This window comes from Pseudarthrobacter sp. MOO14 (assembly GCF_058267675.1).
This window is the reverse complement of the sequence record NZ_CM177849.1, coordinates 983467-995625: the sequence shown is the minus strand read 5'-3', so window position 1 is coordinate 995625 and position 12159 is coordinate 983467. Positions and strand designations below refer to the sequence as shown.

Annotated in this window: 13 protein-coding genes and 1 tRNA gene; 9 read left to right on the top strand and 5 right to left on the bottom strand. The window is 66.9% G+C overall.

The features are described 5' to 3' along the window. Positions 1-85: 85 nt before the first annotated feature. A tRNA-Ala gene (locus AC4EEV_RS04570) sits at positions 86-161 on the top strand. A gap of 85 nt (positions 162-246) precedes the next feature. Next, entirely contained in the window at positions 247-399 is a 153-nt protein-coding gene (locus AC4EEV_RS04565) for a hypothetical protein (RefSeq protein ID WP_018760353.1), read from the top strand. A 74-nt stretch (positions 400-473) separates the two neighbouring features. Here AC4EEV_RS04565 and corA read toward each other — a convergent pair whose 3' ends face one another. Both corA and AC4EEV_RS04555 read right to left on the bottom strand, forming a co-directional pair. After that, entirely contained in the window at positions 474-1469 is a 996-nt protein-coding gene (gene corA, locus AC4EEV_RS04560; protein WP_285320027.1) for a magnesium/cobalt transporter CorA, read from the bottom strand. After that, the gene (locus tag AC4EEV_RS04555) at positions 1470-1964 is read right to left on the bottom strand and encodes an Lrp/AsnC family transcriptional regulator (protein ID WP_196803301.1); all 495 of its coding nucleotides are present in this window, start codon (positions 1962-1964) and stop codon (positions 1470-1472) included. Positions 1965-2133: 169 nt separating this feature from the next. On the opposite strand from AC4EEV_RS04555, the gene AC4EEV_RS04550 reads away from it, so the two are divergent. Continuing rightward, positions 2134-3378, top strand: a complete 1245-nt coding sequence (locus AC4EEV_RS04550) for an MFS transporter (RefSeq protein ID WP_491330234.1) — start codon at positions 2134-2136, stop codon at positions 3376-3378. Positions 3379-3418: 40 nt separating this feature from the next. On the opposite strand, the gene AC4EEV_RS04545 is transcribed toward AC4EEV_RS04550, so the two are convergent. Together AC4EEV_RS04545 and AC4EEV_RS04540 are read right to left on the bottom strand one after the other, a co-directional pair. Continuing rightward, on the bottom strand, positions 3419-3922 hold the full coding sequence (locus AC4EEV_RS04545) for an Lrp/AsnC family transcriptional regulator (RefSeq protein ID WP_018760349.1): 504 nt from the start codon (positions 3920-3922) through the stop codon (positions 3419-3421). Between the two features lie 140 nt (positions 3923-4062). Then, positions 4063-5301 carry an MFS transporter gene (locus AC4EEV_RS04540; RefSeq protein WP_491330233.1) on the bottom strand — a complete coding sequence of 413 codons (1239 nt, stop codon included), beginning with the start codon at positions 5299-5301 and terminating at the stop codon, positions 4063-4065. A 148-nt stretch (positions 5302-5449) separates the two neighbouring features. On the opposite strand from AC4EEV_RS04540, the gene AC4EEV_RS04535 reads away from it, so the two are divergent. Next, positions 5450-6433 carry a LysR family transcriptional regulator gene (locus tag AC4EEV_RS04535; protein ID WP_109863701.1) on the top strand — a complete coding sequence of 328 codons (984 nt, stop codon included), beginning with the start codon at positions 5450-5452 and terminating at the stop codon, positions 6431-6433. After that, positions 6430-7377 carry an N-acetylglucosamine kinase gene (locus AC4EEV_RS04530; protein ID WP_491330232.1) on the top strand — a complete coding sequence of 316 codons (948 nt, stop codon included), beginning with the start codon at positions 6430-6432 and terminating at the stop codon, positions 7375-7377. The genes AC4EEV_RS04535 and AC4EEV_RS04530 overlap by 4 nt, the downstream gene beginning before the upstream one ends. Here AC4EEV_RS04530 and AC4EEV_RS04525 read toward each other — a convergent pair. After that, positions 7374-8393, bottom strand: a complete 1020-nt coding sequence (locus tag AC4EEV_RS04525; protein WP_109863703.1) for a pirin family protein — start codon at positions 8391-8393, stop codon at positions 7374-7376. The two genes, AC4EEV_RS04530 and AC4EEV_RS04525, sit on opposite strands and share 4 nt — an antisense overlap. Positions 8394-8621: 228 nt before the next feature. Between AC4EEV_RS04525 and AC4EEV_RS04520 the strand changes: the two genes are divergently transcribed. Genes AC4EEV_RS04520 through AC4EEV_RS04505 form a run of 4 tightly spaced genes read left to right on the top strand, consistent with a single transcriptional unit; the run spans position 8622 to position 12149 of the window. Further along, a complete protein-coding gene (locus AC4EEV_RS04520) occupies positions 8622-9722 on the top strand; it encodes an ABC transporter ATP-binding protein (RefSeq protein ID WP_018760344.1) in 1101 nt (366 codons plus the stop codon). Beyond that, a complete protein-coding gene (locus AC4EEV_RS04515; RefSeq protein ID WP_133831028.1) occupies positions 9722-10447 on the top strand; it encodes an ABC transporter permease in 726 nt (241 codons plus the stop codon). Before AC4EEV_RS04520 ends, AC4EEV_RS04515 begins: the two co-directional genes overlap by 1 nt. Continuing rightward, positions 10444-11190 carry an ABC transporter permease gene (locus AC4EEV_RS04510; RefSeq protein ID WP_018760342.1) on the top strand — a complete coding sequence of 249 codons (747 nt, stop codon included), beginning with the start codon at positions 10444-10446 and terminating at the stop codon, positions 11188-11190. The genes AC4EEV_RS04515 and AC4EEV_RS04510 overlap by 4 nt, the downstream gene beginning before the upstream one ends. After that, complete coding sequence (locus AC4EEV_RS04505; protein WP_109863705.1) at positions 11187-12149, top strand: ABC transporter substrate-binding protein; 963 nt, start codon at positions 11187-11189, stop codon at positions 12147-12149. The genes AC4EEV_RS04510 and AC4EEV_RS04505 overlap by 4 nt, the downstream gene beginning before the upstream one ends. Positions 12150-12159: the final 10 nt, after the last annotated feature.

The window sequence follows — 12159 nt, the reverse complement described above, 5'->3', positions numbered from 1 at the left end:
TTTGGTGTTGGACACGGATTATTTGTAGCCTAGGGACACCGGTTCCGCACCGGCCTGGAGTACCACGCAGGCCGCGGTCAATTCCGGGGCTATAGCTCAGTTGGTAGAGCGCTTCGTTCGCATCGAAGAGGTCAGGAGTTCGAATCTCCTTAGCTCCACCAGAACCCTGCCCCCAGCGCAATGTTTATGGGCGAAACGCAGTCGAATGCCCGGGCCGTTACTGCATGGCGGGCCTAGAGTGGCCCCATGGGAATAATCATCGGACTTCTTGTCATTTGGCTCATTCTGTCCATCGTCGGCTTTGTCGTGAAGGGCCTGCTCTGGCTCGCCATCATCGGCCTGGTCCTGTTCGTCGCAACAGGTGTTTGGGGTTGGCTCAAGCGCAGGACCAACGCCTGACCTGATCCTGACGCAACGCGCCAAACGCCCAAGGAACCACCCTCCACAATGGGGTGGCGCCTTGGGCGTTTGGTTTAAATCCAGCCCTTCTTCTTGAAGATTCCGTACATGAGTGCCGCTGCGGCCACCATCAGGCCCAGCGCCATGGGATAGCCCCAGGGCCAGTGCAACTCAGGCATGTTGTCGAAGTTCATGCCGTAGATGCCGGCAACGAACGACGGCGCGAACAGGATGGCCGCCCAGGACGAGATCTTCTTGACCTGCTCGTTCTGCTCGGCGCTGACCTCGTTCTGCCGGTTTGCCGTCAGTGTCCCATCCAGGGTCAGCGCGTTCTGCAAAATGTCGCGGAAGGAGTCTGCGCGGGAGATCACCCGTTCCACGTGGTCCTCAACGTCCCGCAGGTTGTGCCGCAAATCGGTCTCCACCCCGTATTTTTCGAAACCACGCTTCAGTTGGTCCATCATTTCCGGCAGGGGATGGATGGCGCGCTGGAACTGGATGACTTCCCGGGCCAATTCGTAAATCCGCCGGGACACCGAAGAATCGCCGCTGAAGAGTTGGTCCTCGATTTCGTCGATGTCGTTCTCGAGCCCGGCCACCACCGGGGCGTAGTCGTCCACCACCCGGTCCAAAAGGGCGTACAGGACGGCTTCGGGCCCATGCTGGAGGAGGTCGGGCCGGGCCTCCAGACGCTGCCGCACCCTGGCTACGCCGGCCGTTTCGGCGTGGCGTACCGTGACCACAAAGTTCTTGCCCGTGAAGACGTGGAGCTCGCCGAATTCCACCGTTTCGTCTGAGTCCACATACCGGGCCGGGCGCAGGACGGTAAAGAGATTGTCGTCGTACCGCTCCAGCTTGGGCCGCTGGTGGGCTGAGACCGCATCCTCCACCGCCAGGCCGTGCAGCCCGAATTCCGCCGCCACCGCCGCCATTTCCTCCGCCGTGGGCCGGTAAAGCCCGATCCACGCCATGCCACCATGCCGGGCAAGGGTTTCGAAGGTCTGCTCCAGGCTTTCGGGCTCCGCGTGGCGGACACCGTTGACGTAGACGGCGTTATCGATGATGGTCATTCAGGAAATCCTAGCCGCCGCGGACGCGGCATTGCTGAGGCCGCTGATGAGGGGCTCTGTCCGGTAGGGGATATGGGTGTGCAGGGCCAGCACCGTCTCAGTCCGGATGACCCCTTTGATCCTCAGGACCTGGCGCAGCGATGCCTGGAGATTGTGCGTGTCCGTGGCCACCACCCGGCACCATACATCCCCGCGGCCGGAGATTTCGTGGACCTCCAGGACCTGCGGGATAAGCCGCAGCGCCGCCACCACCCCGTCCAGTTCCCGGTGGGAGACCTCGATGGTCACGAAGGCCACGACGTCATAGCCCACCGCATCCAGATCAACCTCGCGGCCGCCCGGACGCAGGACACCTGCGCGGAGCATTCGGCGCACCCGGGACTGCGCGGTGTTCCGGGCAATGCCCAGGGACTCGCTGAGTTCCCCGATCTGTATCCGCGGATCCTTGATCAGGGCCAGGAGGATCTTCAGGTCAGTGGGGTCCAACTTGTTCACGATCGTCACTCTCCACCACATTGGGATCTGATATTTGATGATTGTGCTCAATTATCCATCCAAGAACTGTTGGATCGCGCAACCCTGCCGCACGCTTGAAGCATCACAGTTGTATCCGCACCGGCGTCCCACAAGGACTGTCCGCTGCGGCGATCCCTAAGGCGGCACGATGACGGTCTTCAGTGAGCTGCGCATGCGCCCGGCAGCGGCCACCCACGCCGGGTGGAATGCCTCCACCACGGCCCGGCTGGTTATTTCGGGTGCGGTCATTTTCATGCTCCTCGTAGGCGCCAACCTGGCCACACCGCTGTATCCCCTCCTGCAGTCCAGCCTTGGGCTCTCGAGCCTGGACGTCACGGCAGCGTTTGCCAGCTACGTCCTGGCGCTGGTGGGAACCCTGCTGGTGGCCGGCCACTGGTCGGACCACATCGGACGGCGGGCAGCCCTCCTGGTTGCTGTGCTGACGGGTCTGGCCGGCGGCTGGATCTTTGCGGAAGCGCAGTCGCTCGCTGCCCTCTGTGCCGGCCGGGCACTGCAGGGAACCGCCGTGGCACTTGCCACCGGAGCCAGTGCCGCCGCCCTGCGGGAGCTGCTTCCATCCCGGCCGGAGTGGGCATCGCGCTTTACGCTCCTGGCCTCCTCAGGAGGCGTCGCCGCAGGCCCGGTCATCGGCGGCCTGCTGTCGCTGCTTCCCGGCGCCACCACGGCCCCTTACGTCGTCCACTCCCTGCTGCTCGCCGGGCTCCTGGTTCCGCTGTACCTGGTCCGTGCGCGCCCTGCCATCGTGGCCCCGGCACCGACCCGGCCGCTCCACGCCCTGGCGCCCCGTCGCCCTTCCGTGTCACGCCAGGCGCGCGGAGCCTTCTGGCTGGCATCCGGCGTCGGCTTCCTCAGCTTTGCCGTCTTTGGCTTCAGCCTTTCGCTGGCTCCCGGCTATTTCGCCCAGGTCCTGGCCACGGATTCCCGGCCGTTGATCGGCATCCTGGCAGGCCTGCCGCTGGGGGCTTCGGCCCTGAGCCAGCTGGTCACAGTTCGAGGCCGGTTCACGGTGCCGGCGGGCCTTGCTGTCCTTGGCGTTTCGGTGGTGATGCTGGGAGCCGCCGGTGCCTGGCACAACCCGGCGCTGCTGGTGGCAGCTGCGGTCGCCGCCGGCGTGGGGCAGGGACTGGCGTTCCGGACCGTCTTCAACGATGTCGCGGCCAGGGTGGAGCCCGCCCGGCACGCGCAGATCATCAGCACCGTCTATGTCATTACGTATCTGGGAAGCGCGGTTCCGGTCCTTGGCCTGGGGTGGGCCAGCGCTGCGGTGGGGATGGGCGCGGCGGTCCAGGGCTTCGTCCTGGTGTGCGGCGCGGCGGCGCTGGTCCTCTCCGCCGCGACGCTCGTTCAGTCCGCCAGGCGCAGCGCCGCCTGACGGCATTACCGGGCAACCCAGGTCACAGCCAGGCGCCCCGCTACTCCGGGAGCGGGCCGTGGTTGCCCTGGATGTGTTCGAAGACCAGGGTGGTTTCGGTATGGCCCACGACGGGGTCGGTAGCCAGGTTGTCCAGCACCCAGTCCCGAAGGTCTTCGGTGCTGCCGACGGCGATGTGCAGCAGGTAGTCCACCGACCCGGACGTATGGAAGGTGGAGAGGACAGCCGGCAGGTGCGGTACCCGTGCCGTGAAGCGGTCGATCTGGTCGCGGTCGTGGGCGCGGAGCCGCACGGCCACCAGTGCCTGCACAGACCTGCCGATCGCCGACAGGCTCAACTTTGCCTCGTAGCCCTGCACAATGCCCCGCTCAGACAAAGCGCGGGTGCGCATCAGGGCGGTCGACGGGGCTATCCCCACCATCTCGGCGAGTTGCTTGTTGGAGATCCGGGCATCGGCCACCAAGGCTGCCAGGAGCCGTTCGTCAATGGCATCCAGGGGTTCCAGGTGCGCCCCGGGCCTGATGTTCCTGGCATTCGTGCTCACAGCGTTTCCTTCCAACGGGTCCTCTGTTCATCCTAGACCGCAGAAACGCCGTCATCCGCGGTACAGGAGCGCGCCCCGCCGAACATTCAGGCTGCCCGGCGGTGCCTTGAAGCCCGTTAATTCGAGTCCGTCCAAGGCCGTCAGGCGGCGGCGGGGTCCGTTCCAGGATGGACGACGGCGACAGTTGCGGCCGTCAGGCACGCCAGGACGATCACGGCTCCCGCCAGGGCGTTCCAGCCCCAGGCCTGGAAAACCAGGCCGCCGGCCCAGCCGAGCAGGCTGGAGCCAAGGTAGTACGCCAGGTTGTACAGCGACGCCGCCTGGGCCCGGCCGGTGCTGGCTATGGCGCCCGTCCAGCCGGAACCGATGCTGTGGGCCGCAAAGAAGCCCCCGGTGAACACCACCAGGCCGGCCAGGATGAGCACCAGGTTCGAGGCCAGGGTCAGGGCGAGTCCGGCCATGGCAAGGGCAAGCCCTGCCAGGAGGACGTTGCGACGCCCGAACCGGGTGGTCATGGTGGCTGCCCAGCGGGAGGAGAACGTCCCGGACAGGTACGCCAGGAAGATCAGGCTGATAACGGTGGCCGGGAGTCCAAAGGGGGCGCCCGACAACCGGAAACCGAGATAGTTGTAGACGGCCACGAAACCACCCATCATCAGGAAGGCCTGCGCATAGATGGCCAGCAAGCGGACATTGCGCAGATGGCCGCCGAGCATCCGCAGGGCTCCGCGGAGTCCGGCCACCTTCGCGGGCACGAAGCCCTGCGCCCTGGGAACGAGGACCAGGAACGCGACGGCGGCGGCTGCCGCGAGCAGGGAAACGGCCAGGGCCGCGGCCCGCCATCCCCAGAGCTCGCCGACCGGGCCCGCCACCAGCCGGCCGGACAAGCCGCCCAAGGTGGTCCCGGCTACATAGCTTCCTGCCGCGAGCGCCGCGTGGACTTTGCTGACCTCCTCGTTGAGATAGGCGATGGCAATCGCGGGGATGCCGCCCAAGGCCATTCCTTCCAGCAGTCGCAGGGCCAGAAGCATCGCGAACCCGGATGACAACGGCACCAGCAGTCCCAGGACGGTGGCCGTGGAAATGCCCCACATCATGGCTTTGACCCGGCCGATCCTGTCCGCCAGGAAAGACCAGGGAATGACGGTGGCTGCCAGGCCAACGGTGGCCAGCGAGATGGTGAGCGCGGCTTCGGCGGCAGTGACCTGCAGGTCGGATGCCAGCAGCGGGAGGACGGCCTGCGTGGAGTAGAGCTGCGCGAACGTCGCCACACCCGCGCAGGACAGTCCGGCGAGGATGCGCCCGTAGGCCTTGGATCCCTTGGCGTGGCCGGTCCAGCGTGGGGGAGCGGCAACGCCGCCGCGCTGAGTCTTTGGCATCCCGCCAGCGTAGTCCCGCCCCAACTGATGCATCCAATGCATGTTTTATGTCAAACTCATAGCAAAACCGAATTTGCCGACCAGATGCGCCGCCCCGCTGGCCGCTCGGAAGACAGGCGTTCCCCGGCGGGCAAGGAAGGAAGCGGAAGTGGAACCGGACCGCAAGCAACTGGCGCAGCTCCTGCCGCTTCTTCCGGTCCTGGCTGAACTCGGCCGGACCGAGCACGTCACGGAAACCGCCGAGCTTCTGGGCGTACCCCAGTCAACGGTGAGTCGGGCGCTGGCCCGGGCAAGTGCCGCCGTCGGCACCGAGCTCCTGGTGAGGGACGGACGCGGCGTCCGCCTCACCCCTGCCGCGCGCACGCTCCTGCCCTACATCGAGCAGGCGCTCGCGGAGTTCCAGGCCGGATTGGATCTGGTGCGCAATGAGTCCGAGGTGGTCCGCGGGACGGTTTCCGTGTCCTTCCAGCACACCTTCGGCGAGGCCACGCTGCCCCTGCTGATCAGCACCTTCCGCGCCCGGCATCCCGGGACCGGGTTCCGGCTGAGCCAAGGCGCAAGGGACTCCTGCATTGAGGAACTGGCAGCAGGGGAAGCCGACCTTGCCCTCACGGCTCCGGTTGCCGCCCCCGGACGCACTCTCGATTCGGCGGCGCTGTACCGTGAGCCGCTCCGGCTGGTGGTCCACCATGCCCACCCGCTGGCGCGGCAGCGGACGGCCCGGCTGGCCGACATCAGGACCGAGCCATTCGTAGCGCTCGGCCCAGGCTATGGTCTGCGCTCCCTGACGGACGCCCTGTTCCGGGACGCCGGGTTCCGGCCGCGCATCGCCTTCGAAAGCCAGGACTCCCACACAGTCCGCGGGCTCGTCTCAGCCGGGCTGGGCGTCGGCATCCTGCCACCCGCCGCAGGGGCACCGGGCTGGACCGGCCGCCCCAAAACCGGAGACCTCGGTTGGGTGGAAGTACCGCTGGATTCCCGGCTGGCCTTCCGGGAGGTCGGCGTCAGCTGGCGGCGCAGGAAACCCGGCGCCGAGCCTGCGCCGGCACGCTTGTTCCGCGAACTGGTGGTGGCCGAAGGCCCGGGCCTGGTGGCCGGCCTGGCCACCCGGGCAAGTACCCTTGTGACGTGACGAACACCCAGAACACCCCCACCACCCACGCCGGGCCCGCTGACAATCCCGCCAATCCACTGCACGGCATCACGATCGGGCTGGACATCGGCGGCACCAAGACGCATGGCGTCCGCTTCGAGGACGGCATCCCCGTCGCCGACGAGTCCGCCGGAAGCTCCAACGTCCAGAACGTCACCCGGGATGAGGCAGCCCGCAACCTGGCGGACCTCTTCGCCCGGATCGGAGCCGGCCCCGTGGCACGGGTATACGCCGGATCCGGTGGCATCGACACCGACCAGGACGCCGCCGCCCTTGCCGGCCTGATCCAGCCCCTCGTCCCGGGGGCTACCGTCACCGTTGTGCACGACTCGCGCCTCCTGCTCGCCGCCGGGCGGGCCGCAACAGGAGTGGCGGTCATTGCGGGCACCGGCTCGGCCGCCTGGGGACGCAATGCCGACGGCGGCGAGGCCAGGGCAGGCGGTTGGGGCTACCTTCTCGGGGACGAAGGCAGCGGTTATTGGCTGGGCAGGGAAGCGGTGCGGCACAGCCTGCGCCGGATGAACCAAGGACTGCCGATCGATCAACTCACTTCCGCCCTGCTCAAGAGCTGCGGACTGGACCACCCGAACAAGCTCATAGCGCTGTTCCACTCACCCGAAACCGGGAGGCGGTTTTGGGCGCAGCAGGCCAGGCACGTCGTGGAGGCAGCAGCAGAAGGACACGGGGACAGCGCAGCCCTGCTGGAACAGGCCGGCAAGGACCTTGCCGCGCTGGCCGGCCAGGTGCTGACACAGTTGGGACTCCACGGTCCGGTGATCCTTGGCGGCGGCCTGGGCATGAACGTGGTGCCCCTGCAGGAGGCCTTCCGCCGGAATTTGGCCGACGCCGGAGTCACGGACGTCAGGGTCCTGGACCAGGAACCTGTCTTCGGTGTGCTGGAGCTGGTGGCCCGGCCCGCCTAGTCCACGGTGCGTTTCCGGGGCGTCAGCCGGACCCCCGGAAGGGGCGGGGCCGGGATGCGGCCGGCTTCGGCCCCGGCATCCGGCCCGTGTCCGTGCACCAGGCCGTAGCGGGCGTCGGCGGCCATGGCGTCCGGAAGTGTTGCCTGGGCCTCCCAGTCCCCGCGGGCCTGTTCCACTTCCTCGTGCGTGCGGCCCACGAAGTTCCACCACATCAACAGTTCCTCGCCGAAAGGCTCACCGCCGATCAGCAGGAAGCGGGTGTCCGGGCGTGCCTGGACCTTCAGTTCGCTCCGCCCGGCGCCCAGGTAGCCCAGCGGCCCCGCATGCAGATCCTGCCCGTCCACCGCCAGGCCGCCGTCGAGCACCAGGACACCGTGCTCAAAGTCCGGGTTCAGCGGCAGAACCGCGTCCCCTTCACAGGCGACGTCTGCGCCCACAATTGGCGAGTACATCGTGGCGGGAGACACCACGCCGCCAAACTCACCCACCATGACCGTGGCTGAGAACCCGCGGCCATCCGCCACCGGCAACTCCCGGTGTTGTTCGAAGGCAGGCGCCCGGTGCCGGTGGGCATCGGGAAGCGCAACCCAAAGCTGCAGGCCCCGCTGCAGCGGCAACCCGCCGCCGTCGGCAGGAAGCACTGCGAACTCGGAGTGCGACACCCCGTGCCCGGCAGTCATGATGTTCAGCTCTCCAGGCCGAACAACCACGTCACTGCCCACGCTGTCCCGGTGCCGGATATGTCCTGCCAAGGGCCACGTCACGGTCTGCAGCCCGATGTGGGGATGGGGAAGGACCGACATCGCTGTCCGGTCCGGACCAAAACTGTCCAGGAAGCACCATGCCCCGATCGTCGGCAACCCGCGCTGCGGCAATGTGCGTTTGACGTTCATGGCGCGCACCCCGCCCAGCGGCACCTCGCGCTCCGGCCACAACTGCAGGCAGGGTCCGGATCTCCCTTCCGCCGGGGCCGGGGGACAGATTTCCTGCTGGGGTGAAACTTCCAAATTGGTCACGCCTCCACTTTAGGCGGGCCCCGGCCGGCCGGACATGCTCTTTCCCGCCCGGATACCCATCCTCCCCCGCCGCGGCACCGAATGGTCACAGTAGGGATTCCTTTGTGGGGTTTGGGGCCAGATCTGGTGAACCCGGCCCCTGATTGGGTTACCGTAACTATCAGCGTGCTGATGGCAAAGTCGCGGTGCTGGGATCAGCCCGTCCGAGAGAACAGGTAAGTCCGCACCATGGACCAGGCGATGATCGAGTTCCAGAGCGTCACCAAGCAGTACCCCGGCGGCCAGCCTGCCGTGGACGGGTTGTCCATGTCCATCGCCAAGGGCACCATTACCGTCTTTGTCGGTCCTTCCGGTTGCGGCAAAACGACGTCGCTCCGGATGATCAACCGCATGGTGGAACCAACGTCGGGAACCATCACGGTGGACGGCAAGGACGTCACCTCCGTCCCGGCCGCGGAACTGCGCCGCTCCATGGGCTACGTCATGCAGTCGGCGGGGCTGCTGCCGCACCGGTCGGTTCTGGACAACATCGCCACCGTGCCCCGGCTGAACGGTGTCTCAAAGGCTGACGCCCGCAAACGCGCCTCGGAACTCCTGGACGTTGTGGGCCTGGCGTCGTCCCTCGGCAAGCGCTACCCCTCCCAGCTCTCCGGCGGCCAGCAGCAGCGCGTCGGCGTGGCCCGCGCCCTGGCAGCAGACCCGCCGGTGCTGCTCATGGACGAGCCGTTCAGTGCAGTGGACCCCGTGGTCCGTGACGAACTCCAGCAGGAACTGCTGCGCCTGCAAAAAGACCTTGCCAAAACCATCGTCTTTGTCACCCACGATATTGACGAGGCCACCATCCTCGGGGACAGGGTGGCCGTCTTCGCCACCGGCGGCAAACTGGCTCAATACGCCACGCCGGAGGAGATTCTGCGGGCGCCCGCCAACAATTTCGTCGCCTCCTTCGTGGGGCGTGACCGCGGCTTCCGCCACCTTGGGTTCACCCCGTCCGACGGCGTGGTCCTGCACCCCGTACCTACGATTATCCGGGGCGCCCAAGGAAACGTGTCGGACCACGGTGCGGCCGGTGGCTGGCAGTTGGTGGTCGATGCTGACAAGCGGCCCCTGGGCTGGTCGGCGCCCGGCACCGAAACTGAACTTGTTCCCGGCGGGTCGCTGTTCCGCCCCGGCGAGAGCCTGCGGCGGGCCCTGGACGCGGCCCTCTCATCGCCGTCGGGCCTTGGTGTTGCCGTGGATCCCGACGGCCGGGTGCTGGGGGTAGTCCGCGGCGGCGAGGTCCTGGCACTGATCGAGGAAGCGCGGCAGCTGCGGCAGGCGGCACTCTGATGGAGTGGTTCCTGGCCAACAGCGGCATGGTCTTCGAACGAGGCGGCCAGCACCTGGTCCTGGCGCTCGTTCCCATGGTCCTGGGCCTCGTGATTTCCATCCCGCTCGCCCAGCTGGCCCGGCAGAGCGGTGCGCTGCGCTCCGTGGTGCTGACGGCGTCGTCCCTGCTGTACACCATTCCCTCGCTGGCACTGTTCATCATCCTCCCCACCGTCCTCGGCACCCGCATCCTGGACCCCGTCAATGTGGTGGTGGCGCTCACCATCTACGCTGTGGCGCTGCTGGTCCGCGCGGCGCTCGACGCGTTCGACTCCGTGGATGCCGAAGTCAGCCAGGCCGCCCAAGCCATGGGGTTTAAACCGCTCGCACGCTTCCTGAAGGTCGACCTGCCGCTCTCCCTTCCGGTGATGTTCGCCGGGTTGCGCGTAGTGTCGGTCAGCAACATCTCCCTGGTCAGCGTTGCCGCCCTGCTGGGTGTTGGCAACCTGGGCATGCTCTTCACTGACGGCCTCCAGCGGGACTTCGTCACCGAGGTGGTAGTGGGGATCATCGCCATCCTGGTCCTGGCGCTGGTCATGGACGCCCTCCTCGTCCTGCTGGAACGTATCCTCACGCCCTGGGAACGGACGGGTAAACGGCGCGGAGGCGGGGACGGCGCCGGCCGCACGGGGGCCTCCGCCGCCACGGGGCCCCTCGCCGCAAGCGGGACGGGAGGGGGAGCATGAGCAACGTCATCTCGGACACCGTTGCGTGGCTCGCCGATCCGATGCACTGGTCCGGAAGCATGGGCATCCCCACCCGCGTGGTCGAGCACCTGCAGTACACCGGTCTGGTCATGCTGATCGCCACCGCCATAGCGGTCCCGGTTGGATTGTTCGTTGGCCATACCGGGAGGGGAAGGGTAGCTGTGGTTGCCCTGGCCGGTGCGCTGCGGGCCCTGCCCACCCTGGGCCTGCTGATCCTGTTCGTGCTGCTGGCCGGTATCGGGCTGATGCCCCCGATCTGGGCCTTGGTGATCCTTACCGTCCCACCGCTCCTGGCCGGGACGTACGCCGGTATCTCCAGCGTGGACCGTAACGTGGTGGACGCCGCAAGGGCCATGGGCATGACGGAATTGCAGGTCCTGTTCCGGGCCGAGTTGCCCAATGCCCTCACGGTCATGTTCGGCGGCTTCCGGACCGGCGTGCTGCAGGTGATCGCCACGGTTTCCGTGGTTGCCTACATCAACCTGGGTGGCCTGGGCCGATATCTCTTCGACGGCCTGGTCCTGAGCGACTTTCCCCAGATGCTGGGCGGGTCCCTGCTTATCGCTGTCCTGGCCATCGCCGTGGACCTGGTCCTGTCCCTATTCCAGAGGCTGTTCCTGGCAACAGGCACCTCGAAGCAGTCCCACCGCAGCCAGGAGGCTGCGGTTGATCTCACAGACCCCGTGGTTGCGGAGACTGTTGTACAAGGAGGTAAGTCATGAAAGATAGCCGTCCCCCACGCCTCGGCAGGCGGGCCTTCGGCGGCCTGGCCGCCGGGCTTGGCCTGGCAGTGGCGTTATCCGCCTGCGGTGGTTCGTCCAATCCGCTGAGCAACGCGCCGGCATCCAGCGGCGGCGCCTCCGGCGGGGCAACGTCCCTGGTGGTTGGTTCCGCTGATTTCCCGGAGAGCCAAATCATCGCCGAACTGTATGCCGGCGCCCTGAACGCCAACGGAATCACCGCCACCACCAAGCCGAACATCGGCTCCCGCGAGGTCTACTTCAAGGCCGTCCAGGACGGTTCCGTGGACGTGGTGCCGGACTACAGCGGCAACCTGCTGCTCTACGTCAACAAGGAAGCCACCGAGGTTTCCGCTGGCGACATTGCCAAGGCACTGCCGGGCAAGCTCCCGGACGGCCTGGCCGTGCTCGACGCCTCCAAGGCCGAGGACAAGGACGCCATGGTTGTCACCAAGGCAACCGCGGAGAAGTACCAGCTGAAGTCCATCGAAGACCTCGCCAAGGTCTGCAGCGACATCGTGGTGGGCGCTCCGGCCACGTTCGGTGAGCGCGCGTACGGCCTGCCGGGCCTGAAGAAGAACTACAACTGCGTGCCCAAGAAGCTGGAGCCCTTCAGCGACGGCGGCGGCCCGGTGACGCTCAAGGCGCTCCTTGAGGACCAGGTGCAGGTGGCGGATATCTACACCACCACGCCGTCGATCGCCGACAACGACCTGGTGGTGCTCGAGGACCCGAAGAACAACTTCATCGCCCAGCAGGTCCTGCCGCTGTACAACAAGGCGAAGATGACGGACAAGGCCAAGCAGGCCCTGAACTCAGTGTCCAGCATCCTCACCACCGATGACCTCATCAACCTCAACCGGGCTGTCAGCGGCAGCCAGAAGCAGGACGCCAAGACGGCCGCAGCCGCCTGGCTCAAAGACAAGGGCATCGTCAAGTAACAGCCCGCCT